The sequence below is a fragment of the Ruegeria sp. CK3 genome (genome assembly GCF_056536565.1).
In genome coordinates this window covers 74,996-99,123 of record NZ_JBQFPV010000001.1, presented here as the reverse complement: position 1 = coordinate 99,123, position 24,128 = coordinate 74,996, and the positions used below count along the sequence as shown (strand labels likewise).

Sequence of the window (24,128 nt, the reverse complement as noted above, 5' to 3'; positions counted from 1 at the left end):
CTTTCGCAGCGAACCGCCATATCTCGTGGTCTATTCCCGGGCGATACCCGAATGCCACGCTTTGTGTGGCGATATTACATCAGTTTGCGACGGCGTGTCACCTGAATATCGAGGTCCGTGATCTTTTTCCGCAGCGTATTTCGGTTAATACCAAGTAAATCCGCGCATTTTGCCTGGTTTCCGCCGGTGGCTTCCAGAGCGATTTCGATCAACGGCGCCTCAACCTCGCGCAAGATGCGCTGATACAGGCCCGGAGGCGGCAGCATATTGCCGTGCAAATCGAAATAGCGGCGCAGATGGCGCTCAACCGAGGTTGCCAGCTTCTCGCGCTCTCCTCCGCCCAGAACGGGTTCGGCTTCGGGCTGGCTGCCCAGAACCATCTCGACCTCGGCTTTCGAGATCTCATCGGACCGGCTGGTCAGGCTGAGCCTGCGGATCGCGTTCTCCAACTGCCGTACGTTGCCGGGCCAGGAATAGCGCCGGACCAGCTCAACCGCATCGGCGCTGAGCCAGCGTTTGGACCCAAGGTCTTTTTCCTCACGTGCCAGAAAATGCTCGGCCAATAGGGTAATATCATCCACGCGCTCGCGCAGGGCTGGGACATGGATGGTTGCGCCGCAGAGGCGGTAGTAGAGGTCCTGACGGATACGCCCGCCCTCCATCCCGGCAGTCAGATCCGATTGGCTGGTCGCCATGAAGCGGGGCACGTGGTCGCCTGGCGTATCCATCATCCGCACGATCCGCGCCTGAATCTCGTCATCGATATCGGCGATCTCATCAATCAGCAGCGTCCCGCCACGCACCCGCGCCATAACGCGTGCGGGGCCTTCGAGGTCGCGCAGATCAGCCGCCGTTGCCGTCACAAACGGTAAGGTTCGACGGTCTGAAAAATCGTGAATAGCCCGCGCAATCAGTGACTTACCGGTCCCACTTTCACCAGAAATCATGACCGAGAGATCGGTGTTCATCACGCGCGCCACCAGACGATAAAGCGACTGCATCACCGGCGTGCGCCCTACCAGAGGCAATTCATCCGGGCGCTCATTCTCTTGGGGTTCGGGATCGCTCTGCAGGCGTTGCTTCTGCTCCAAGGCACGCGCCGTCCGCTTCATCAGGTCCGGCAGGTCAAACGGCTTGGGCAGGTAATCGTAAGCATCCGCCTCGGCCGCCTGGATCGCGGTCATGATCGTGTTCTGAGCCGAGATCACGATCACCGGCAAGCCAGGACGGTCCTCGGCGATCTTTGGAAGCATTTCCAAGCCGTTACCGTCCGGCATGACTACGTCCGAGATCACCACGTCCCCTTTGCCTTCGCCAACCCAGCGCATCAGTGTGGTCAACGAGGATGTGGCATGCACCTTACATCCGGCGCGCGTCAGAGCCTGTGTCAGAACGGTGCGGATCGTGCGGTCGTCATCCGCGACCAGAACGGTGCCATCCATCAGATACTCTCCTCTTTCGGTTTTTTATTTTCAGCCGGCGCACGACGCAGCGACAATTTGAAAACGGTCCGCCCCGGTACGGAATCGACGGAAATCCAGCCGTCATGGTCCGAGATGATCTTGCTGACCAAGGCCAACCCCAGCCCTGTCCCGTTTTCCTTGCCCGAGACAAAGGGGTCAAAGATGTCACTGCGGATTTTCTCCGGCAGGCCCGGCCCGTCATCAATGATCTCGATTTGCAGCGGCAGCGAGTGTCCCGACCCATCGCTACGTCGCAAGCGGAAGGAATGTTCGAAATAGGTACGCAAGCGGATTGTACCGCCCTGCGGACCAGCCGCCTCGGAGGCGTTTTTCAACAGGTTCAGAACAACTTGCAGAAGTTGGTCCGGGTCGCCAAAGGCCAGCGGCAGCGAGGGGTCATAGTCTTCGACAATGGCCATATCCGCGCCAAAGCCCAACAAGGCCGAACGGCGGGCGCGGTCCAGGACATCGTGGATGTTGACCGGCTTGAAATCGGGCTGCTGCAGGTTTCCGAACTGCTCGACCTGCTCCAACAGCTTTACGATCCGACGGCTTTCGGCAACGATTAGATCTGTGAGTTCAAGGTCTTGCGGTGCGATATTCATGCTTAGCAATTGTGCAGCGCCGGTGATCCCCGCCAGTGGGTTCTTGATCTCATGCGCCAGCATTTCGGCCATTCCGATGGCGGATTGCGCGGCGGATTTGACCGTATTGCCCCGAGTCATGCGCCCCGCCAATTCGCGCGGGGATATGATCATGATCATCGAGCCGGGATGCCCAACCAGTGGCGCAATCTGCAAGGCGCATTGCAGCGGCGCGCGGTTGCCCGACCCTGCATCCACATCGTTGACGAACAAAGGTGTTCCCTGAGCGCGCGCGCGGTCAAAGGCTTCCTCTAGCGGAGCATCGACCGCGATTTGGTCCCAGACAGGGTGGCCGATCACCGATTTGCGCGAGGCGTTCAGAAACCCCTCGCCCGAGGAATTCACATCCGAAATCCTGTCGTCCTGGTCGATGATGAAGGCTGGAACGGGTAGCGAGTTCCAGATGCTCTGATCCGAGGTCATGCGGCCACTCCCTGCTGACACTCCAGCGCGTCACCCAACAGGCGCAGCACCTCATCCGTATCGCGCGAGGTCAGAACCGCGCGACGCAGAGGCGCGGGCGTTCCGGCCTCATCCATGTACCAGCCAAGATGTTTGCGGGCGACGCGGAGGCCAAGGTCGGTACCGTAAAAGCCCAACATCGCCTGATAATGCGCGCGCACCATGTCGATCAGATCCGCGCTTTCGGGAATCTCCGGCGCGTCGGTGCCATAGACCTCATGGCAGATCTGCGCCAGCAGCCAGGGCTTGCCCTGCGCCCCTCGGCCAACCATGACGCCATCCGCGCCCGATTGCTTCAGCGCTGTGCGGGCCGCGTGCGTATCCACGATGTCTCCATTGGCGATGACGGGGATCGAGACCGCCTCTTTCACCGCTCGGATCGCCTGCCAATCGGCGCGGCCTTTGTAAAACTGGCAGCGCGTCCGTCCGTGGATCGTAACCATCTGAATTCCCGCCCCTTCAGCCCGGCGCGCCACGTCAGGCGCATTCAGCAACGCGTCATCCCATCCAAGCCGTGTTTTCAGCGTCACGGGGACATCGACGGCCTCAACCACAGCCTCGATCAAACTCAGGGCGTGATCCGGTGTCTTCAGCAAGGCCGAGCCGGAATAGCCGTTGGTCACTTTCTTGGCCGGACAGCCCATGTTGATGTCGATCACGCGCGCGCCGCGATCAGCCACCTGACGGGCAGCCTCGGCCATCCAATGCGCCTCACGCCCGGCAAGTTGAACGGCAGTGTTCTCCACATCCGCCGACAGTTCGGCCCGCTCGCGCACGCCGGGTTTGGCCTGTACCATTTCCTGACTGGCGACCATTTCACTGACTACCATGCCCGCGCCAAAGCGCATAACCAGATCGCGGAACGGGCGATCCGTGATTCCAGCCATCGGGGCCAATAACACAGGCGGAGATACGGTTTTGTCAGCGAGGTGCAGCGTCAACTTGCTTAATCCTTGGGCAATTGCGGATTTGATATCGAATTCGAAGCATATGAACAACAAAACGACGGTCATCAAGCCTGCAAAATCATCACTTGCCTATTTTTTAATCACATTACCATGGGTGATTGCCTCTGCATTCACCGCCCCCTAAACAAAGCGCAGCATTCCGGAGAAACCCGACCATGACCACAGCCGCCATAATCGTTGCCGCAGGGCGTGGACTGCGCGCCGGAGGCGGCACGCCCAAGCAATGGCGCACGCTGGCCGGTCGACGCGTGGCGGATTGGACGATCGACCGGTTCCGTGGCGTTGTCGACCACATCGTATTGGTCTTGTCGGACGAAGACGCCCGGGCTTGGGAGGAGTTTCGCGAGACCGACCTGATACTGGCCACAGGTGGCGCGGATCGGGCAAGTTCGGTTCGTAACGGGTTGCAAGCGTTGGAAAATCACCAAGTGACCCGCGTGCTGATCCATGACGTGGCACGGCCCTGTGTCTCGGAACATCTCATTCAGAATGTCCTAAGCGCACTGGGTACCCATCAGGCCGCAGCCCCCGGTTTACCCGTCACAGACGCGCTTTGGATCGGGCATGGTGGCTCGGTTTCTGGGACGCAGGACCGTAGCAACCTGTTTGCAGCGCAGACCCCTCAGGGGTTTGACTACGCTGCCATCGTCAAGGCGCATGCAGCGCATCCCGGAGGCGCCGCGGATGATGTTGAGGTCGCACGGGCCGCAGGTCTTGAGGTTTGCATTGTTCCAGGCGATGCGGACAATCTGAAAATCACCCGCCCCGAAGATTTTGCGCGGGCGGAACGGATAATGGGAACGAATATGGATGTGAGGCTGGGCAACGGCTATGACGTGCATCGTTTTGGCGATGGCGATCACGTGATCCTCTGCGGCGTGAGAGTCCCGCATGAGCGCGGGCTGCAAGGGCATTCCGACGCGGATGTCGGTATGCACGCAGTCACAGATGCGATTTACGGCGCGCTGGCGCAAGGGGATATCGGCCAGCACTTCCCGCCCTCGGACCCGCAATGGAAAGGCGCAGCCAGCGAGATCTTCCTGCGCCATGCGGTGGAGCTGGCCGAGACGATGGGCTACCGCATCTCGAACGTCGATTGTACGCTGGTCTGCGAATACCCCAAGATCGGCCCTCATGCCCCGAAAATGAAAGAAGAAATGTCTAAAATCATGGGATTGCGTGCCGATCAGGTCTCGGTCAAGGCCACCACGTCCGAGCGTCTGGGCTTTACTGGCCGCAGCGAAGGCATCGCGTCGCTCGCCACTGCCTGTCTGGTGAAAGCATGAACATCGCGCGTCTGATCGGAACCGTCTGCGGCGTCGGATATCTGCGCCCTGCCCCCGGCACATGGGGATCACTTGCGGCCCTGCCCCTGGTCTGGGTCCTGCACGTTTTGGGCGGCTTCCCCCTACTCGTCCTCTCGACGCTCGTGGTGTTCATCGCGGGCCTTTGGGCCACAAAGGTGATGACCGCCGGGCAAGAGGATCACGACCCGTCCGAGATCGTCGTCGATGAGGTCGCGGGCCAATTCATCGCGCTCTGGGCCATTTCCTACCCAAGCTGGGCACACGGGATCGAGATTACCGCGCTCTGGCCCGGTTGGGTCGCGGGTTTCCTGCTGTTCCGGCTGTTCGACATCACCAAGCCCGGCCCGGTCGGCTGGGCCGATCGCAAAGGAGACGCGATGGGTGTCATGCTGGACGATGTGATCGCCGGTGTTTTTGCCGCCATCGGTGTGATGGTTCTGGCCGGTATCGCACATGGAGTGTTGGGCCTATGACCGTATCTGAGCTGTTGGACCGTGCCATAGAGCAAGGCATCATGATCGCGACCGCAGAAAGCTGCACGGGCGGCATGGTGACTGCTGCTTTGACCGACACCCCCGGCAGCTCGGCCGTAGTGGACCGCGGGTTCGTCACCTACACCAACGAGGCCAAGCAGCAGATGCTAGGCGTACGCGGCGAGACACTGGATGCCTATGGCGCGGTCTCAGAGCAGGTCGCACAAGAAATGGCCGATGGCGCACTGAGGCAGTCGCGCGCGCAACTGGCCGTGTCGATCACTGGCATCGCAGGCCCCGGAGGGTCAGAATTCAAACCCGAAGGTCGGGTGTGCTTTGGCCTTGCTGCCGTAGGGCAACCCACGCACACCGAAACTGTCGAGTTCGGCGCTCTGGGGCGCGAAAGGGTTCGTCAGGCCGCGCGGGATCATGCACTGAAAATGCTTTACTCCGGTCTTTCGCAAACCGCTTAAATTTACAGCAAATACGTCACTATGACGCAAAATTATGCGTCAGTTGACAAAAAGCCGTCAAAATAGGCGTCTTTTTGCACCTCTGCCTCTTTTTTCCCCGTTCCAGCTCAGCTTCAACCCGCCGCACACCACTCACGAGGTGTCGGCCGTGGCGGTTTGCCCGGCCGACGCCCAAACGGCAAAAAAGGAGACCGGCCCATGAACGGAGCCGATACAGCCTGGATCATTGTGGCAACCGCACTGGTCCTGTTCATGACATTGCCGGGCCTTGCCCTGTTCTATGGCGGGCTTGTACGTGCCCGAAATGTCCTCAGTGTGTTCATGCACTGCTTCTCGATTGCCTGTTTAATGAGCATCCTTTGGCTGGTCGCGGGCTATTCCATCGCCTTCGGACCCGGTGAAAGCGGTCTGTGGGGTGGCTTGGGCAAAGCGTTCCTGAATGGTGTTGACGCCGACAGCCTGGCGGGCACCCTACCCGAAATCCTGTTCTTTGCCTTTCAGATGACCTTCGCGATCATCACCCCCGCTCTGATCGTCGGCGCCTATGTCGAGCGGGTCGGCTTTGGCTTTGTCCTCACCTTCTCGGGCCTGTGGATGCTGCTGTGCTACGCGCCGGTGGTCCATTGGATCTGGGGCGGCGGGATGCTATCCGATGGCGGCATTCTGGGTGAGATCGGTGTGCGCGACTTTGCTGGCGGCGTTGTTGTTCACGAGACCGCCGGTCTGGCCGCGCTGATCATCGCCGTGATCCTCGGCCCACGCCGCAACCGCACGACGCCTCCGCACAATCCGGGCTTTGTCATGATCGGTGCCGCGATGTTGTGGGTCGGCTGGTTCGGCTTCAACGGCGGCTCGCAACTGGCCGCTGACGGAGGCGCAGCGATGGCCATGACCGTCACACATCTGTCCGCCGCAACTGCATCCCTGACCTGGGCACTGTGGGAGAAGATCCGTTTTGGCAAGGCCTCGATGGTTGGTCTGGTCACAGGCACCATTGCAGGTCTGGCCTCGATCACTCCGGCCTCGGGCTTTGTGGGTCCGGTGCAGGCGCTGATCATCGGGGCCGTTGCAGGTGTACTGTGCCAGGAGGCCGTCTTTGTCATCCGCAACAAGCTGAACATTGACGACACGCTGGACGTTTTTGCCGTGCACGGTGTCGGGGGCATCTTTGGCACCCTGATGATTGCGCTGTTCGGTCTGGGCACATGGACAGCACAGCTTGGAGGCCTTGTGATCGTGGGTGCCTTCACGGCAGTTGTCACCTTTGTGTTGATTAAGGTGGTTGCAGCCATCACCCCGCTTCGCGTAGACGCCGAGACCGAGACAAACGGCCTCGACCTGTCGGTACACGGCGAGCGTGCCTATGACATGAGCAGCTAAGCCCACCTTGGTTGCCCATTGCCCGTAAGGGCAAAAGCGGACCTGTCTCGGGTCCGCTTTTTCTTTGTTCGGCCCTCTCGACTCCGGGCCGATGGACAGGCTATCAGCCCGCAACACTCTTTCAGCCCCGAGGTTTGCGCCATGATCCCCAGTTCTTTTCCCGACAGCTCTGAAATCGCCCGCCTGACCGCGCGGATGCTGCTGGAGATCAAGGCCGTTCACTTTAACTCGCGCGAGCCGTTCACACTGGCCAGCGGTCTGCCCAGCCCCACCTATATCGATTGCCGCAAGCTGATCTCATACCCACGCATCCGCTCAACCCTGATGGATTTCCTGACCATCACCGTGATGCGCGAGGCGGGGTTCGAGGCGTTTGACAATATCGCGGGCGGTGAAACGGCGGGCATCCCCTTTGCCGCCATGGTCGCCGAGCGGATGGCCCTGCCCATGACCTATGTGCGCAAAAAGCCCAAAGGCTACGGCCGTAACGCCCGCATCGAAGGCGCGATGACCGAAGGGGAACGCGTGCTGCTGGTCGAGGATCTGACCACCGATGGCGGCTCCAAGCTGTCCTTCGTCGATGCGATCCGTGAAACGGGCGCGACCTGCGGCCATACCGCGGTGATCTTCTACTACGGCATCTTCCCCGAGACCGAGAAGACCCTCGGCGAACACGGCGTGAAGCTGCATTCGCTGTGTACGTGGTGGGACGTTCTGGCCGAGGCCAAGGCACAAAAGGCCTTTGACGAAGAGACCCTTAGCGGTGTCGAAGCCTTCCTGAACGACCCGCGCGGGTGGCAGGACGCGAATAAATCGTAAAATTCGGCCTGTGGGTAAGCTGGGGATATTTGATTTTCGAATCGATCCAAAGCGCGCCTATCTAGTCGAAATTCGCGCCCATTGCACCAAATGTTGCGATAGCTTTCGTCACGTGCAAAACTGGGCGGAAGTTATCCCCATTCAGATGGGCAGTTATCCCGAAGCCGGGGGCGGTTATCCCAACTTACCCCCATTCATTTGCAGATAGCTTGAACCGGGGCTTGGCGTGTAGAACCTCGGAACGGGCAGCGGGGACAAGATGAACGAGATCAGCAGTATCGAGCAGGCAGCGGCACAGATTCAAAACGCCGAGACCATGCCGCATTCCATTGAGGCTGAGCAGCAGCTTCTGGGTGCGATCCTGACCAACAACGATCTTTATGACCGGGTGGCTTCGATCATCGGGGCGGAACATTTCTACGACCCGGTTCATGCCCGCATCTATGAGGTCGCGGCCAATCGCATCGCCAAGAATGCGCTGGCCTCGCCCGTGACGCTGAAATCCTTCATGGCCGAGGATGAGGGCCTGAAGGAACTGGGCGGCCCCGCTTATCTGGTCAAACTGGCAGGCGCGTCGATCAGTGCCTTTGCGGTGCATGACTATGCGCAGATGATCTATGACCTCGCCATCCGGCGAGAGTTGATCCGGCTGGGCCGCGATATCTCGGACAAGGCGGCGCGGGTGGATGTCAGCAGCGAGCCCAAAGAACAGATCGTCGAGGCCGAGCAACAGCTTTATCAATTATCCGAGCAGGGCCAGACCGAACAGGGATTTCAATCCTTCCTCAAGGCGGTCACAGAAGCCGTCAACGTCACCAACGAAGCGTATCAGCGCGGTGGTGGCATGGCAGGGATTTCCACCGGTCTGGCCGACTTGGACAAACAGCTTGGAGGTCTACACCCGTCTGACCTGATCATCCTTGCGGGTCGTCCGTCGATGGGTAAAACCTCGTTGGCGACCAACGTGGCGTTCAACGTAGCCAAGGCTTACAAGCGCGGGCTGAAACCTGATGGCAGCGAAGGCGCGATTGATGGCGGCGTCGTGGGATTCTTCTCGCTCGAGATGAGCGCCGAACAGCTGGCCGGTCGTGTTCTGGCCGAAGCCTCTGAAATCTCCAGCCACAAGATCCGTCAAGGTGACATGACCGAGGCCGAGTTCCGCCGTTTCGTCGATGCCGCTAAGGAACTGGAAGCCTGCCCTCTGTTCATTGACGACACACCTGCCCTGCCGATCTCGCAGCTGGCCGCCCGCGCGCGGCGGTTGAAGCGGACGCATGGACTGGACCTGCTGGTCATCGACTATCTGCAGCTGTGCCGGGGCATGTCCGACAACCGCGTCAATGAGATCGCCGAGATCTCGATGGGCATGAAAGCGATTGCCAAGGAACTAAACATCCCGGTGATCGCCCTGTCCCAGCTGAGCCGTCAGGTGGAAAGCCGTGACGATAAACGCCCGCAACTGTCTGACCTGCGAGAATCGGGCTCGATCGAGCAGGATGCCGACGTAGTGATGTTCGTATTCCGCGAGGAATACTACAAAGAACGCGAAAAGCCCGGCGATCACGAGCTGGAAAAGATGGAAGAGTGGAAGCAGGCCATGGAACGCCTACATGGCAAGGCCGAGGTCATCGTCGGCAAGCAGCGCCACGGCCCCATCGGCACTGTGGAACTCTCGTTCGAGGCGCAGTTCACGCGCTTTGGCAATCTGGTCAAGCCCTGGCAACAGGGCGGCGAGATCGAAGGTTACTAAAAGCCCCCTCAAACATTCAAGCAGCCGATTTTGAATGTCCATCGAGGTATGTTAGTGTGTACTGAATGACGGCACGTATTGCCGGAATTTAGCAAGGCCTACGTCATTGCCCGCAGTCATCTCGGAAATACGATACAGAAACGGGCCGAACTTCTCCCCGGCTGAGGACTTTATCGAGATCCGCGTTCCGACAGGTACGGATGTCTCGGGCCTGACAGTGCAGGTTTACAATGCCAGCGGCACGCTTCGCAGCACGACTTCGGTCGATACTGCGCCGGTCAACACGGTCAGCGGTTTCGACTATTACGTGGTCTCGGCCCGTATCAATCGTCTGGGCGCGGTGTCGCTGGACGACAATGGCACGGTGCTCAGCTTTGTATCCTTCGACAATGAGGTCACCGCAACACAAGGCGCGGCCAGCGGCCAGACCTCGACCCAGATCGGCAGCAACGGGACAGATGATACCTCGTCCCTCACCTCGACCGATGGGGTGAATTTCGTCGAGAACCCCAACCCAAGCCCCGGCGCGCCCTGTTTCACGGCAGGCACTCTGATCGGCACGCCACGTGGCAACGTTACCGTTGAGGCACTCCGCGCCGGAGATCAGGTTCTGACCGAAGACGGCCCGCCCGAAACGCTGCGTTTGACCCTGTCACGCAGCCTCAGCCGGGCCGAGTTGATAAAGACCCCGCGGCTGTTTCCGGTTCGCATCGTCGCTGGAGCGCTTGGGCAGTCGCTGCCGAAACGTGATCTTATGGTCTCGCGCCAGCATCGGATGCTGATCCGATCTCCGATTGCGCAGCGCATGTTCGGGACCGAATCCGTTTTAGTCTCGGCCATTCAGTTGATCCCGATGCCCGGCGTTTTCGTCGACACCAGTGTCTCGCAGGTGACCTATCACCACCTTGTGTTCGACCGCCACGTGGTGCTGTTTGCCGAAGACGCGCCCAGCGAAAGCCTGTTTACCGGGCCGCAGGCACTGCAATCCATGGACGAAGCCTCACGCGAGGAGTTGATGCTGCTGTTCCCGCAGCTTGCCATCTTTGCCGCCCCACAGCCAGCTCGCTACATTCCAAGCAAAAAACGCCAACGCAAATTGGTGACCCGGCACCTTAACAACAACAAGCCCCTGCTTGACGAGCGGCGATAAGACGGGCCACCCGCTCAAGTCGCTCTGAACGATCCGCCGCTCAAAAGACCTTTGACTTGTATCGCTGCACAATCCCGGTACGCGCATCACTGCCAGTCAAAAGCCCCTCAAACCTACCCAAATTCCTGCGTCAGATGGCCGTATGCCGCCTATCTTGCGGATTTTCCTGACAGGTTGTGTACGATCCCCTCTTGACCTGCCGCATTCCAGTGTCATGAACAACTCCATGAGTACCGCACGTTTGACGATCAATCTTCAGGCGCTCGCCAGCAACTGGCGGGCGCTCGATGCAAAAACGGATGTCGAAACCGGCGCCGTAGTTAAGGCCGACGCCTATGGTCTTGGGGCCGAACCTGTCGCCTGGTCCTTGGCAGAGGAAGGTGTCCGCAAGTTCTTTGTCGCCGTCGCCGAAGAAGGCGCAGACATTCGCGAGGCGGTCGGGCCCGGCCCGATGATCGCAGTATTCTCAGGTCATATGGACGGGGATACCGAGCTGCTGCGCGATCACGACCTGACACCCCTGATCAACTCGGGCGAGCAATTCCAACGCCACCAACAGGCTCTGCCTGAACATGGGTTCGGCATCCAGCTTGACACCGGCATGAACCGTCTGGGGCTGGAGCCCGACGACTGGGCCGAGCTGCGCCCTAAGGCCGAGGCGTTGAACCCGGCGATTGTGATGTCTCATCTGGCCTGCGCGGATGAGCCGGATCACCCGATGAACCAGCAGCAGCTGTCCGCGTTTCGCGGGATGACCGACGGTATGACGGCCCCGCGGTCTCTGGCTGCCACCGGAGGCACTTTACTGGGGCCTGAATTCCACTTTGACTTCTGCCGCCCGGGCATTGGCCTCTATGGCGGGATGCCCTTTGCCGAGGCCAAGCCCGTCGTCACCGTCGATCTTCCGGTCGTGCAAGTGCGTGACGTGGCGGTTGGAGAGACCGTGGGCTATGGCAACAGCTGGACGGCACGCCGCCCGTCGAAGATTGCCACCGTCACCGCTGGATATGCCGACGGTCTGCACCGTGCTATCGGCGGCGGCATTGACGCCTTCGCAGGCAACCAACCCTGCCCGGTCGTCGGTCGGATCTCGATGGACCTAATCACCATCGACGTCACCGATCTGGGCTTTGAGCCAGAGAAACTACGCATCCTCAACGGACATCAGACCGTCGATGATCTGGCCGAAGCCGCTGGCACAATCGGTTATGAAATCCTGACCTCAATGGGCCGCCGTTATTCACGAGGGTACGTGGAATGAACCCGCTGTCTCTGCTGGGTGGGCTGGGCCGCACAGCTCTGACTCTGCTGGCCGCGTTTGGGCGCGTGACCCTGTTTGCGCTGGATTCACTGTCGCACATCCTGCGCCCGCCCTACTACCCGCGCGAGATCGCGATGGCGCTTCTGAATATCGGCTGGCTGTCGTTGCCCGTGGTCGGCCTGACCGCCATCTTTACCGGCGGCGCATTGGCCCTGCAGATCTACGCAGGCGGCGCACGGTTCAATGCCGAGGCCGTGGTCCCTCAGATCGTTGCCATCGGCATGGTACGAGAGCTTGGACCGGTACTGGTCGGTCTGATGATCGCGGCGCGCGTGACCTCCTCTATCGCGGCCGAAATTGCTACGATGAAAGTGACTGAGCAGATTGACGCGCTGGTCACCCTGTCTACCCATCCGATGAAGTACTTGACCGCCCCGCGCGTGCTGGCGGCGCTGATCACGGTGCCGATCCTTGTCGGTATCGGCGACATCGTAGGCATCATGGGCGGCTATACTGTGGCGACACAGAACCTCGGGTTCAACCCGGCTGCCTATCTGCAAAACACGGTCAACTTCCTTGAAACCCGCGACATCGTCTCATCCCTTGTCAAAGGCGCTGCCTTCGGCCTGATCGCGGCCATCATGGGCTGTTACTACGGCATGAACTCGGGCCGAGGCGCACAGGGCGTGGGCCGCGCCACCAAAGGCTCGGTCGAGGCAGCAGCTGTGCTGATCCTCGCCGCCAACTTCGTTCTGACAGGAGTGTTCTTCTCGCTATGATCCGGATGGAGAACGTCAAAAAGTCCTTTGATGACAACCACGTGCTGCAGGGCATGAATCTTGAGATCCCCAAGGGCACCTCGATGGTGATCATCGGTGGGTCCGGCACGGGCAAATCTGTCGCGCTGAAGTGTATCCTCGGCCTGATCAAACCCGACAGCGGCATGATTTATGTCGACGGCAAGGACGCCAGCAAAGGCGACCGAGACGCATTTCTGGCGCGCTTTGGTATGTTGTTTCAGGGCGCGGCTCTATTTGACTCGCTGCCCGTCTGGCAGAACGTGGCCTTCCGCCTACTGCGCGGCTCGCTGAAACGCCCCACGGATGAGGCGCGCGAGATCGCCATCGAGAAACTCCGCCGCGTGGGTCTGAAATCCAACGTCGCCGACCGCTTTCCGTCCGAGCTGTCGGGGGGGATGCAGAAACGCGTGGGCCTTGCCCGCGCCATCGCCGCCGAGCCCGAAATCATCTTTTTCGACGAACCCACAACCGGGCTGGACCCGATCATGTCCGGCGTCATCAACGACCTGATCCGAGAGATCGTGACCGAAATGGGCGCAACCGCCATGACCATCACCCACGACATGACCTCGGTCCGCGCGATTGCCGACAACGTGGCGATGTTGCATGACGGGGTGATCCAGTGGACTGGGCCTGTGGGTCAGATGGATGCCTCGGGCGATCCCTATCTGGAGCAGTTCATCAGCGGAAGCGCAGAGGGGCCGATTGAGGCGGTGCGGTGAGCAACGAAATGACCTTTCTTGTCGCGTCCGAGTTCGTCAGAAGCTTGGGAGTTTCTTACGTTGCTGGCTTTGTCATTGCCACATCCGGGATGTTCCCTAGATTTGGAAAGAGCCTCTTTTCAAAACTAAAATACGCGGAAGCGGAGGCCCGTATTCGCCGACAAAAATTTGGATGGGGTGTGCCCGAAGCTACAGATAAGGAAGTAAGCACCAAACAAGTCTTGCTTATGCTTCCAGTTACCATCCTTCTTATCGGCCTAACAATAAACGGGTTCAGATGGATGGAAAATGCTCAAATACCTGCGCTAAACTTCTTGCTGGGTGCGGCGTCGCTGGCAATGGGTCTGTTTCTTCGAAGACAGTTTTTACGAGACTGGTCGGGATCCAAAATAAAACTGGATTTCGCGTGTTTTCTGATTGGTTTGTTCTTTTTCTTCAACCAAATATAGAGGCATGACCCTCCGCCTCGCTACCCTCTCCCTCCTGATCCTCTACCCGATTGCGTGGTTCGCCCCACTGATGCGCGCGGGCCTGCTACCGATCTTCGGACTTTCCGAAATCAGCGTCATCACCGGCCTCCAATCCCTGTGGAAATCCGACATCTTCCTCGCGCTGGTCGTCACCGTCTTCGCCCTCTTTGCGCCCTACATCAAAACCATCGGCACCGCCTTGATCCAATGGGACCTGCTGGATGCCCGCGTCCAACCCGCGCTGAACATCCTGGGCAAGCTCGCCATGGCGGATATCTTCCTCATCGCGCTCTACATCACGCTGGCCAAGGGGATCTCTTACGCGACCATCGAGACGGCCTGGGGCCTCTACTTGTTTACCGGCTGCATTCTGGCCTCGATCGCGCTGGGATATATTACCGAGATGACATCCACATCACGAAAACCTTAGACCGTGTTGATTGAAAACACATTTCTAAGTATCATCTTTATATTTCGAGCAGCAAAGTTCTAGTCGTGTACGGGTCCGCAGAGGATCACCTTGCGTGTTTGATATGTCCTCAGCTTCGGCCCGATTTGTATCGGTTTGAGAAGGAGATGGACGACCATGCCCGCCCTCAACAACATTACATTGCAATTTCAGAATGCCTTTTTAAGACTGACTTTTTTCATGATCTGCATCGCAGCCCTTGGCGCGGTGGTTGCAACCTCACTTTCGGCGCTGGGGGTTTTACCTTGGCTGTCCCTTCAGGCCGGATTCGGCCAGACCGGCGTGATCGACGCCGGGATTTTCGTCCAGATCGGCCTGACCTGCCTGATTCTCATGCTGGGCTTCTACCTGCCCTCAAGCGCCCGGATGATGGCGCTTGAGAACGCGCACAGGAAGTTTTCGCTGAACATGCAGGACATCGTCGAAGCGTACCAAGTCGCCCATGCCGCAGATCGCAGCGGCGTTTTCGCTCTGGCCTCGGAATTCGATGCGGTCAAGGAGCGTATGGCCTTTCTACGCGACCACCCCGACCTTCAGGCTTTGGAACCTGAGATACTGGAAACGGCCGCTCAGATGAGCCAGATCAGCCACGAACTGGCCGAAACCTATGGCAACGAGCGGGTCGAACGCGCCCGCACATTCCTGAAACAACGGCAGGAAGAGGTCGAACTGTTCCAGCAACGGATCGAGGACGCCCAGACCATCCTGCACGAACTCAGCCAATGGACCCGCGATATCGAGATCGAGGAATCTATCGCCAAATCCCAACTGTCGCGACTGCGGGACGAACTGTTCGAACTCCTGCCCGAGCTTTCAGCGCAATTGCAGACACCACCCGACGGCAGCGACCCAAGCGCGTCCAGCGTGGTCGCCATGTCGCCCCCTCGCGCCGCGGAATAGGCGCGTCAGCGCCCGCCGCACCCGATGACCCATAGGGCCTGAGGAAGCGGCGCGCCAAAGGCGGAGATGAAAGCCCGCAAGGGCTTGAAGAACCGCCCGTCCTCGGGCACCAAAGGCCTCATGGCAAAGACGACTTCTTTCTCCTGTTCGGCCTGCGGTGCGACACATACAAGATGGTCCGGGCGGTGCGACGCCTGCGGCGAATGGAACACGATCACCCAGGACGTGCCCCTATCGGCTGGTCCAGCCAAGAAATCCCTCGGCGGCAAGCGGGGCCAGTCCATTGCACTCACGGACTTGTCGACCGAGGAGACCCCGCCCCCCCGTACACTCAGCGGGGTGGATGAGCTTGACCGCGTTCTGGGCGGCGGCCTCGTGCCCGCCTCAGCCCTGTTGGTGGGCGGAGACCCCGGTATCGGCAAATCCACCCTTCTGCTGCAAGCCGCCGCTCGGTTCGCCCGCGCCGGCGTCAAAACGATTTATGTCTCGGGCGAAGAAGCCAGCGCGCAGGTCCGTATGCGTGCCCGCCGTTTGGGGCTCGAGGACGCGCCGGTTCAACTGGCGGCTGAGACCAACCTGCGCAACATCCTGACAACGCTTGAGGTTGAAAAACCCGGCCTCGCCATCATCGACTCGATTCAGACCATGTGGGCCGACAATGTGGACAGCGCACCCGGCTCGGTGTCACAAGTCCGGGCCGCAGCGCATGAATTGACCACGTTTGCGAAACGACACGGCGTTTCGATTGTAATGGTCGGTCATGTCACCAAAGAGGGCCAAATCGCAGGCCCGCGCGTCGTCGAACACATGGTTGACACCGTTCTGTATTTCGAAGGCGAACGCGGCCACCAGTTCCGCATCCTGCGTGCCGTCAAAAACCGTTTTGGCCCTGCAGATGAGATCGGTGTGTTCGAGATGACCGGCAAAGGTCTGGCGCAGGTCACCAACCCCTCGGCCCTGTTCCTGTCCGAACGAGGCACACCCAGCCCCGGCTCTGCCGTCTTTGCCGGAATTGAAGGCACCCGCCCAGTGCTGGTCGAGCTGCAAGCGCTGGTTGCTCCGTCGCCGCATTCGCAACCCCGCCGCACCGTCGTCGGTTGGGACAGCGGGCGTCTGGCGATGATCCTCGCCGTGCTCGAGGCCCGGTGCGGCATCCCCTTCGCGGGTCTCGACGTCTATCTGAACGTGGCCGGAGGGCTGAAGGTCAGTGAACCCGCCGCCGATCTGGCTGTTGCCGCAGCGTTACTAAGTGCACGAGAAGACAGCGCCCTGCCCGCTGATACGGTCGTTTTCGGAGAAATCTCGCTGTCTGGGGCACTTAGACCGGCCCCTCAGACCGAAAACAGGTTGAAAGAAGCACAAAAACTTGGTTTCACATCGGCAATCGCTCCGGCGGGCGGCAAAACCGGTACTGTGGCAGGTCTGACACTCACCCGACCCTCTGATTTGGTGGGGTTTGTTGGCGAAACCTTCGGAGCAGGTTAAAGTCCGGCCTTAAGGGGCAGAAAAAGAACAGGCGAGGGCCATGGAAGGTTTTACAATTATTGACGGGGTTGTGGCCCTGATCATCGTGCTGTCAGGCATTCTGGCCTATTCGCGCGGTTTCATGCGCGAGGTTCTTGCCATCGCGGGATGGGTGGCAGCAGCTGTCCTCGCATTCATCTTCGCACCGCAGGCCGTGCCGCTGGTCAAAGAAATCCCGGTGGTCGGAGATTTCCTGCGCGACAGCTGCGAATTATCGGTAATCACCGGCTTTGCGGCCGTGTTTGCAATTGCCCTGATCATCGTCAGCATCTTCACGCCGCTATTTTCATCGCTGGTGCAACGGTCGGCACTGGGCGGTCTGGATCAGGCGCTTGGCTTCTTCTTCGGCATCGCGCGGGGCATCCTGCTGGTCGCTATCGCGTTCTTTGTCTACGACACCGTGATGACCGGCCAGTCCTACACGCTTGTAGACGAAAGCCGCTCGGCCAAGGTGTTCGAACAGTTCAGCACCCAGATCGAAGAACAAAACCCCGAGGCCGCGCTGGGTTGGGTCACGGCACAATACGAAGAGCTGGTGGCCAGTTGCACCGCAGGCGACGCGGCCCCTGCTGCGGAAACCACCGACAGCTAATTCATACAGAATGTTCATCGAAAAGCCCGGCCTCGTGCCGGGCTTTTTATTGAACGAACCCCTCACCCCCGCAGACTGTACAGCGAGTGGTTTTCAAACCGAAACAACCATCACATCGGCTGGAAATCGGTTTACCCAGAATATCACGGCTTTTGACCACTTCACCCGCACCCTTGCAGATCGGACACGGGGCACGCCCCATGCCGCGGCACCGATGGCAGCGCCTTTTGGGCGGCTCATCTTTTTTGTTTGGTGAGCGTTCCTGCCACATTCTGGCCCCCTCCCCGATTAGATCCGCGATGAAATTATGCATATGTCAGCACAAATGAATTCATATGTCACCACGCCGCAACTGAAGAAATCAGAACTGCGGCCTATAGAAATGTGATCCTTTGATGACAGCCGCGTTCTAAGGCAGTATGTGGAGGCCAAACTGCCACGGAATCGGAGCTGTCGGGTTTGTCCTTTCAATGTTCATCTGCCTGCAATGCGGTGATGATGCACCGTTTGGCCTGCAAGATACGAACGGTACGACCCCTCCCTATCCGGCTGTCACTCAACCCTCTGGTCAAAACGTCATAGAAATTGGAGCCCGTACATGTGTGGGATTTTGGGGATCGCAAGCCGAACACATGATGTGTTTGCGGAAATCTATGACGGGCTGCTGATGCTGCAGCACCGGGGTCAGGATGCCTCGGGGATCGTCACATATAACGGTGAATTCTTTCGCGAGAAAAAAGCCAACGGTTTGGTCAAGGACGTGTTCAACGCGACGGACGCCGAAACGCTTCTGGGCAAGGTCGGCATGGGTCATGTGCGCTATCCCACCGCAGGGTCGCTCAGCGCGTCCGAGGCGCAGCCCTTTTTCGTCAACGCGCCTTACGGTATTTATCTGGTCCACAACGGCAACATCACCAACACTGCTGAGCAGCGCGAAAAAGTCACCGGTAAATACAGCCGTCACCTGCGCACCACGTCAGATTCCGAGATCCTGCTGAACGTTCTGGCCGACAAAGTGGCCGACGCGATCAAGGTGAATGGCAATGCCGAGCCCATCCGCAACATATTTGCCGGCGTGAAGATGACGATGGAGCGTGTGCAAGGCGCTTACTCGGTCATTTGCCTTGTTGCCGGCGTCGGCATGCTGGCCTTCCGCGACCCGCACGGCATTCGTCCGCTTTCGGTCGCAATTCGTGAGACCGAGGGCGATGGCAATGACTACGCCTTCGCCTCTGAGGATGTGGCCTTTGGTATCAACGGCTTTACCAAGATCCGTGACCTGAACCCGGGCGAGGCCATCCTGATTGATCTGGACGGCAATATGCACGAGTTTCAGGCCGTCGAAGGCAAGCTGACGCCCTGTATCTTCGAATATGTCTACCTCGCCCGTCCGGATTCCCTGCTGGACGGCGTCTCGGTTTACAAAACCCAGATGCGTATGGGGCAAACGCTGGCCAAACAGATACAAGACTCGGGTCTTCAGATCGACCGCATCATTCCCGTCCCCGACAGCGCACGCCCCGTGGCGCTTGAGGCGGCCAAGATCACCGGCATCCCCTATCGCGAAGGTCTGGTGAAGAACCGCTATGTCGGTCGGACCTTCATCATGCCAGGTCAGGAAGAGCGGCAGAAATCCGTTCGCCGTAAGCTGAACGCCATTCCGCTGGAGTTCAAGGATCACAATGTCCTGCTGATCGACGACTCCATCGTGCGCGGCAATACGATCAAGAAGATCGTTCAGATGTGCCGTGAGGCCGGGGCCAAGAAGGTCTACATCGCCAGCGCCTCGCCGCCAGTGAAATACCCCAATGTCTATGGCATCGACATGCCCACCAAGCATGAGTTGATCGCCAATGGCAAAGAGATCGAAGAGATTCGCGAAGAACTGGGAGCAGATGCTCTGTTCTATCAAAACCTCGACGATCTGATCTGGGCCGCAAAGGAAGGCAACCCTGAGATCGAGGCGTTCGACTGTTCCTGCTTTGACGGCAACTACATCACCGGCAGTGTTAGCGGTGACTATCTCGACAGTCTCGAAAACAGCACCCGCGTCAGCAAAAAGCGCGAAGACATGCAGGTTGTTGGCGGGTCGTGGAACGCGGCGAAACTGGCGTCGGGCTAAAGAGACAACGCGAATCAGAAAACAACGCAGGCCGTGGGCTTCGCTACGGCTTTGGCTGGATTTTGCCGATAGGAATGGCCTGATTGCAAAGGCTTCCGGCCGCCTCACCTCGCCGTGATCCGATGCGAGCGGGGTGATCTTTTGATTTACTTTGCGGTTTGGTAGGCAGCGCTTCACCACCACTCACACAAGGGGTTCGAACCGGGTTCGAGCCGCAGAAAATGCCAAATACCAATGTAAAAAGCGCGGCCACGCAGCGGGGCGCGTTGAAAAGAAATTCGGTCTCGGTTCTGGGTGTCTTTGGCCCGAAAGCCGACCTGCGCGCATTGATGCGCCTGTCTTCGGGGCGTGTGAAAGAGGTCAAACCGGGCAGCCGCGTGGCCTCGGGCACCGTTGTCGCCATTGATGAACACGGGATCATGCTGCGACAAAGCGGCCAGACCCGCCGGATTGGAATTCCAGGGGGCTAGCGCCCTCTTGACGACCCGCGCGCGGGCGTTCAAACCGCTGCCATGACCGATCAGACCCAAATTGCCACCAAAATTGCCCTTGTCACCGGAGCCTCTCGCGGGTTGGGCGCAGCCCTGGCCGAAGCGCTGGTCCCTGAGTACCACATCGTCGCCGTCGCCCGCACCACCGGCGGGCTGGAAGAGCTGGACGACCGGATCAAAGCCAAGGGCGGTTCGGCCACCCTTGCGCCCATGGACATCACCGATCCCAACGCGATGGCCGCCCTGTGCAGGGGCATTCATGACCGCTGGGGTAAAGTGGATTTGTGGCTGCACACGGCCGTCCATACTTCGGCCCTCACACCGGCGCATTTCGTTGAGTCCAAAGAGTGGGCAAAGGCGATGAACACCAACGCCAATGCCACCTCGGTTCTGATCCCTTATGTGACGCCTCTGCTGGGTGAGGCCGGGCATGCAGTGTTCTTTGATGACCCCAAAGCGGGCGAGAAGTTCTATGGCATCTACGGTGCCACCAAAGCCGCCCAGATGGCTCTGGCACGCAGTTGGCAGGTTGAGACGGAACGGACTGGGCCCAAGGTGTCGATTGTCGAGCCTGCCCCGATGCCGACAGCCGTGCGGGCGCGGTTTCATCCCGGTGAGGATCGCGATGTGCTGACCAGCACAGCGGATGAGGCGGCTCGGATTCTGGCGTTGCTGTAGGGAATGGCCCGTTGGGCCATGCCTCCGGCGGGGATATTTTTAGCCAGATGAAGCTGGGATCACGCGATATGGACGCCGGTGCGCCCGGCGAGATCGACGAAGAATTGCCACGCAACACGGCCCGAGCGTGACCCGCGCGTCGCCTGCCATTCGATGGCTTCCGCGCGCAGGGTGTCCGGGTCGACTGACACATTGTAGGCGGCGCAGTAACGGTCGATCATGGCGAGGTATTCGTCCTGATCACAGGGATGGAAGCCCAGCCACAGCCCGAAACGGTCGGACAGTGAGACCTTTTCCTCGACGGCTTCGGACGGGTTGATGGCGCTGGAGCGTTCGTTCTCGATCATGTCCCGCGGCATCAGGTGGCGGCGGTTCGAGGTGGCGTAGAACACCACGTTTTCCGGGCGACCTTCGATGCCGCCATCCAGCACAGCCTTGAGCGACTTGTAGTGCTGGTCATCATGGCTGAACGACAGGTCATCGCAGAACAGGATGAACCGGTGCGGCGCGGCGCGGAGGTGGTTCAACAGGCGCGCGACCGAGTTCATGTCTTCGCGTTGAAGTTCCACCAGTTTCAGGTTTGCGTACTCGGTCTGCAGCGTGCCGTGGACGGCCTTTACGAGGCTGGATTTCCCCATCCCTCGCGCGCCCCAAAGCAGCGCGTTGTTGGCTTTGTACCCCGCCGCAAAGCGCCTTGTGTTGTCCAACAGCGTATCGCGTGAACGGTTAATGCCGACCAGCAGGTCCAGATCAACGCGGTTGACCTGAGGGACAGGCTCAAGCCGGTCTGGCTCAACCTGCCAGACGAAGGCCGGCGCGGCATTGAAGTCCGGAGCCGCCAAAGGGGCCGGAGCCATCCGTTCTAGCGCGTCGGCGATACGGTTAAGGGCTTGAGTGTCCATGGTGGCCTCCGGGGTCTTATAGCGTTTCGGGTTAAACCTGTGACACGAATACCCTGTCACGCCTTCAGCGTTCTCGGGACATTCGTGTCACTTGGCGATTCAGGTAAAACCCGAAACGCTTTTATCCAACGGTGTCAAACCACGTTCGGCTTTTGGCAACAAGGGGTTCCAACAAAAAAGGCGCGCCTGTCATGGGCGCGCCTGTCTTGGGAACAGCAAGAGACTACTTGCCGTCTTCTTCCTGCATCAGGTCCTCATCCGCTTCGGCCTCGTCATCATAGTAGCCATCCGCGCGGAGTTGTTCTTCGCGTTTCTTTTCGACACGCGCCACAAGGAAGATCGACACCTCATAGAGGCCGTAGACCACCACGAACAGAATGATCTGTGTGATCACGTCGGGAGGCGTCACCAACGCAGCAAGCACAAGAATGGCGACCACGGCGTATTTACGGACACTACCCAGCCCCTCAGCCGTAACCAGTCCCGCTTTGCCCATCAGCGTCAGCAAAACGGGCAGTTGGAAACACAACCCGAAGGCCACGATGAACTTGATTGTCAGGTTCAGGTATTCCTGAGCGGAACCTTGGAACACCACGCTCAGTGGTGCAGCGGTGGCGCCATCCACGACGGCCTCACCTTCAGCGCCGAACTGCTGGAACCCGAGGAAAAAATCATAGGCCAACGGCGTTACGACATAGAAGGCGAAGCTTGCCCCCAACAGGAACATGAAGGGCGAGGCCAACATGAATGGCAGGAACGCGTTCTTCTCGGATCTATAAAGCCCCGGAGCAACAAAGCGCCACATCTGCATCCCGATATAGGGGAACGCCAGAATGAAGCCCCCCAACAGCGACACCTTGATCGCAACAAAGAAGCCTTCCTGGGGCGAGATGAAGATCAGACCGCAGTCCTGCCCACGCTCATTCAACACCTCACACAAAGGATGCGTAAGGAAGTTGAAAAGAGGGGTCGCAACCGTGAAACAGATGATCATACCGATCAGAAACGCCACGACGCAGTGAATGAGTCGTGTCCGCAATTCGGCCAGATGTTCGATCAGCGGCGCCGAGCTGTCTTCGATTTCGTCGGTCTTGCTCATGTCTTGTTCTCAGTGTTCAGCGCGGCTTCAGCCTCTTCGGCCTTGGCCAGCGCGTCAGCGGCTTCTTTGGCCTTGCGCTCGGCAGCGGCGCGAGCGGAGGTGGCTTGAATCTTCTTGGCCTGTTCAGCCCTCTCAGCCGCCAGCTTGCCCGTTTCGCTTTCAGGATCGAACTTGGTCGGGTCGATGCTGCTGCTCAGATCCTGAGCGGCCTTTTTCACACCGTCCATCGCGCTGTTCACGGGATTCGTGGCCGCGTTCAGACCCTTCTTGATCTCGTTCACACCTGCCTGATCTGCAGCCTCGTTCATGGCGCTGGTGAATTCGCGCGCCATGCCGCGGGCCTTGCCGACAAACCGCCCGACATTGCGAAACAGCACGGGCAGGTCTTTCGGCCCCACCACAATCAGGGCAACGATGCCGATGACCAGAAGCTCGGTCCAGCCCAGATCAAACATCCGGGTTTAGACCTTGTCTTTCTCGGTTTCGGGCGTGACGTCCTTGGCCACTTCGGCTGCATCCTGCTCCAGCTCGTCCGCGCCTTCCTTGACGCCTTTCTTGAACGATGTGATGCCTTTGCCAACCTCACCCATCAGCGAGCTGATTTTTCCGCGGCCAAACAGCACTAGCACCACAACAGCGATCAGCAGCAGGCCGGGAAGTCCGATATTGTTGAGCATGTTTATTCTCCTTCTCAAAGGCGCACTGCGCCTGAACCCTTTTCTAACCCCGTGTTTACGCGGCCAGCCGCGTTCTCAAAAGACACCCGCTCCAATTCGGGCGGCAAATTTGATGTGATCTTGCGGATTCATAGCTCTCGCTTTTCCCAACTGACAGGTTTATGTCAGTTGTAACCGGCTAGGACAGCGGTATCGCAACCTGGTCAACGGAGAAACACATGACCCATGTCGCCGAAATCGTCACCTTCACCCTGGCCGAGGGCACCTCACCCGAGGCCTTCGTCAAACTCAGCCAATCGACCGAGAGCTTCGTGCGCGCAGCACCCGGCTTTGCCCATCGCCACCTCAGTCAAGGGGAAGACGGTCGCTGGACGGACTATGTCGTTTGGCAAGATATGAAGGCCGCTCAGACGGCGGCTGCAGAATTCCCGCAACAGGAGTTTGCACCGGCCCTGATGGCAGCCATCAACCCCGAAAGCCTGCAAATGCGGCATGAGGCAGTCCTATGGAACATGACCTGACGCAGGTCAGA

At 59.3% G+C, this 24,128-nt stretch carries 27 protein-coding genes; 20 read left to right on the top strand and 7 right to left on the bottom strand.

Annotation, left to right across the window (positions count from 1 at the left end; genetic code table 11):
- Positions 1 to 74: 74 nt before the first annotated feature.
- The 3 genes from ACR0C3_RS00555 to dusB are packed head-to-tail and all read right to left on the bottom strand — an operon-like array spanning position 75 to position 3,585.
- On the bottom strand, positions 75 to 1,442 hold the full coding sequence (locus ACR0C3_RS00555) for a response regulator (RefSeq protein ID WP_170373863.1): 1,368 nt from the start codon (positions 1,440 to 1,442) through the stop codon (positions 75 to 77).
- Positions 1,442 to 2,530: a two-component system sensor histidine kinase NtrB gene (locus ACR0C3_RS00550; protein ID WP_480756631.1), complete on the bottom strand. Its 1,089-nt coding sequence runs from the start codon at positions 2,528 to 2,530 to the stop codon at positions 1,442 to 1,444. Before ACR0C3_RS00550 ends, ACR0C3_RS00555 begins: the two co-directional genes overlap by 1 nt.
- Positions 2,527 to 3,585, bottom strand: coding sequence for a tRNA dihydrouridine synthase DusB (dusB, locus tag ACR0C3_RS00545; protein WP_480756629.1), 1,059 nt, complete (start codon positions 3,583 to 3,585; stop codon positions 2,527 to 2,529). Before dusB ends, ACR0C3_RS00550 begins: the two co-directional genes overlap by 4 nt.
- 107 nt (positions 3,586 to 3,692) lie before the next feature.
- Between dusB and ACR0C3_RS00540 the strand changes: the two genes are divergently transcribed.
- The 19 genes from ACR0C3_RS00540 (at position 3,693) to ACR0C3_RS00450 (ending at position 20,918) form a co-directional block, all read left to right on the top strand.
- Positions 3,693 to 4,823: a bifunctional 2-C-methyl-D-erythritol 4-phosphate cytidylyltransferase/2-C-methyl-D-erythritol 2,4-cyclodiphosphate synthase gene (locus ACR0C3_RS00540; RefSeq protein WP_480756628.1), complete on the top strand. Its 1,131-nt coding sequence runs from the start codon at positions 3,693 to 3,695 to the stop codon at positions 4,821 to 4,823.
- Positions 4,820 to 5,317, top strand: a complete 498-nt coding sequence (locus ACR0C3_RS00535; RefSeq protein WP_480756627.1) for a phosphatidylglycerophosphatase A family protein — start codon at positions 4,820 to 4,822, stop codon at positions 5,315 to 5,317. The genes ACR0C3_RS00540 and ACR0C3_RS00535 overlap by 4 nt, the downstream gene beginning before the upstream one ends.
- Positions 5,314 to 5,790, top strand: a complete 477-nt coding sequence (locus ACR0C3_RS00530) for a CinA family protein (protein ID WP_480756626.1) — start codon at positions 5,314 to 5,316, stop codon at positions 5,788 to 5,790. Before ACR0C3_RS00535 ends, ACR0C3_RS00530 begins: the two co-directional genes overlap by 4 nt.
- 198 nt (positions 5,791 to 5,988) lie before the next feature.
- Positions 5,989 to 7,170 (top strand): ammonium transporter, encoded by a 1,182-nt coding sequence (locus tag ACR0C3_RS00525; protein WP_480756624.1) that lies wholly within the window; start codon positions 5,989 to 5,991, stop codon positions 7,168 to 7,170.
- Between the two features lie 141 nt (positions 7,171 to 7,311).
- Positions 7,312 to 7,989, top strand: a complete 678-nt coding sequence (locus ACR0C3_RS00520) for an orotate phosphoribosyltransferase (protein ID WP_170373870.1) — start codon at positions 7,312 to 7,314, stop codon at positions 7,987 to 7,989.
- 259 nt (positions 7,990 to 8,248) lie between these two features.
- On the top strand, positions 8,249 to 9,739 hold the full coding sequence (locus ACR0C3_RS00515; protein WP_170373871.1) for a replicative DNA helicase: 1,491 nt from the start codon (positions 8,249 to 8,251) through the stop codon (positions 9,737 to 9,739).
- 106 nt (positions 9,740 to 9,845) lie between these two features.
- Entirely contained in the window at positions 9,846 to 10,889 is a 1,044-nt protein-coding gene (locus ACR0C3_RS00510) for a Hint domain-containing protein (protein ID WP_480756623.1), read from the top strand.
- 226 nt (positions 10,890 to 11,115) lie between these two features.
- Positions 11,116 to 12,150, top strand: coding sequence for an alanine racemase (gene alr / locus ACR0C3_RS00505; RefSeq protein WP_480756622.1), 1,035 nt, complete (start codon positions 11,116 to 11,118; stop codon positions 12,148 to 12,150).
- A complete protein-coding gene (locus ACR0C3_RS00500; protein ID WP_480756620.1) occupies positions 12,147 to 12,929 on the top strand; it encodes an MlaE family ABC transporter permease in 783 nt (260 codons plus the stop codon). Before alr ends, ACR0C3_RS00500 begins: the two co-directional genes overlap by 4 nt.
- Positions 12,926 to 13,672 (top strand): ATP-binding cassette domain-containing protein, encoded by a 747-nt coding sequence (locus ACR0C3_RS00495; RefSeq protein ID WP_170466619.1) that lies wholly within the window; start codon positions 12,926 to 12,928, stop codon positions 13,670 to 13,672. The genes ACR0C3_RS00500 and ACR0C3_RS00495 overlap by 4 nt, the downstream gene beginning before the upstream one ends.
- Positions 13,669 to 14,121, top strand: a complete 453-nt coding sequence (locus ACR0C3_RS00490; RefSeq protein ID WP_480756619.1) for a hypothetical protein — start codon at positions 13,669 to 13,671, stop codon at positions 14,119 to 14,121. The genes ACR0C3_RS00495 and ACR0C3_RS00490 overlap by 4 nt, the downstream gene beginning before the upstream one ends.
- Before the next feature lie 4 nt (positions 14,122 to 14,125).
- A complete protein-coding gene (locus tag ACR0C3_RS00485) occupies positions 14,126 to 14,572 on the top strand; it encodes a paraquat-inducible protein A (RefSeq protein WP_170548338.1) in 447 nt (148 codons plus the stop codon).
- A gap of 156 nt (positions 14,573 to 14,728) precedes the next feature.
- Positions 14,729 to 15,511 (top strand): kinetochore Spc7 family protein, encoded by a 783-nt coding sequence (locus ACR0C3_RS00480; RefSeq protein ID WP_480756617.1) that lies wholly within the window; start codon positions 14,729 to 14,731, stop codon positions 15,509 to 15,511.
- A gap of 120 nt (positions 15,512 to 15,631) precedes the next feature.
- Positions 15,632 to 16,996 (top strand): DNA repair protein RadA, encoded by a 1,365-nt coding sequence (gene radA / locus ACR0C3_RS00475; protein ID WP_480756616.1) that lies wholly within the window; start codon positions 15,632 to 15,634, stop codon positions 16,994 to 16,996.
- A 40-nt stretch (positions 16,997 to 17,036) separates the two neighbouring features.
- Positions 17,037 to 17,627: a CvpA family protein gene (locus ACR0C3_RS00470; protein WP_170373879.1), complete on the top strand. Its 591-nt coding sequence runs from the start codon at positions 17,037 to 17,039 to the stop codon at positions 17,625 to 17,627.
- 10 nt (positions 17,628 to 17,637) lie between these two features.
- Positions 17,638 to 17,883 (top strand): hypothetical protein, encoded by a 246-nt coding sequence (locus tag ACR0C3_RS00465; RefSeq protein ID WP_480756614.1) that lies wholly within the window; start codon positions 17,638 to 17,640, stop codon positions 17,881 to 17,883.
- A gap of 342 nt (positions 17,884 to 18,225) precedes the next feature.
- Positions 18,226 to 19,749: an amidophosphoribosyltransferase gene (purF, locus tag ACR0C3_RS00460; protein WP_170373881.1), complete on the top strand. Its 1,524-nt coding sequence runs from the start codon at positions 18,226 to 18,228 to the stop codon at positions 19,747 to 19,749.
- 221 nt (positions 19,750 to 19,970) lie between these two features.
- Complete coding sequence (locus ACR0C3_RS00455; RefSeq protein ID WP_480756613.1) at positions 19,971 to 20,219, top strand: hypothetical protein; 249 nt, start codon at positions 19,971 to 19,973, stop codon at positions 20,217 to 20,219.
- Positions 20,220 to 20,261: 42 nt separating this feature from the next.
- Positions 20,262 to 20,918 carry an SDR family NAD(P)-dependent oxidoreductase gene (locus tag ACR0C3_RS00450; protein WP_480756612.1) on the top strand — a complete coding sequence of 219 codons (657 nt, stop codon included), beginning with the start codon at positions 20,262 to 20,264 and terminating at the stop codon, positions 20,916 to 20,918.
- A gap of 59 nt (positions 20,919 to 20,977) precedes the next feature.
- On the opposite strand, the gene ACR0C3_RS00445 is transcribed toward ACR0C3_RS00450, so the two are convergent.
- The 4 genes from ACR0C3_RS00445 to ACR0C3_RS00430 form a co-directional block, all read right to left on the bottom strand.
- Positions 20,978 to 21,820, bottom strand: a complete 843-nt coding sequence (locus ACR0C3_RS00445; RefSeq protein WP_480756611.1) for an ATP-binding protein — start codon at positions 21,818 to 21,820, stop codon at positions 20,978 to 20,980.
- A gap of 223 nt (positions 21,821 to 22,043) precedes the next feature.
- The gene (gene tatC, locus ACR0C3_RS00440) at positions 22,044 to 22,919 is read right to left on the bottom strand and encodes a twin-arginine translocase subunit TatC (RefSeq protein ID WP_170373885.1); all 876 of its coding nucleotides are present in this window, start codon (positions 22,917 to 22,919) and stop codon (positions 22,044 to 22,046) included.
- A complete protein-coding gene (tatB, locus tag ACR0C3_RS00435; RefSeq protein WP_170641881.1) occupies positions 22,916 to 23,374 on the bottom strand; it encodes a Sec-independent protein translocase protein TatB in 459 nt (152 codons plus the stop codon). Before tatB ends, tatC begins: the two co-directional genes overlap by 4 nt.
- A gap of 6 nt (positions 23,375 to 23,380) precedes the next feature.
- Positions 23,381 to 23,596, bottom strand: coding sequence for a twin-arginine translocase TatA/TatE family subunit (locus ACR0C3_RS00430; RefSeq protein WP_170373887.1), 216 nt, complete (start codon positions 23,594 to 23,596; stop codon positions 23,381 to 23,383).
- 218 nt (positions 23,597 to 23,814) lie between these two features.
- Between ACR0C3_RS00430 and ACR0C3_RS00425 the strand changes: the two genes are divergently transcribed.
- On the top strand, positions 23,815 to 24,117 hold the full coding sequence (locus ACR0C3_RS00425; RefSeq protein ID WP_170466595.1) for a hypothetical protein: 303 nt from the start codon (positions 23,815 to 23,817) through the stop codon (positions 24,115 to 24,117).
- Positions 24,118 to 24,128: the final 11 nt, after the last annotated feature.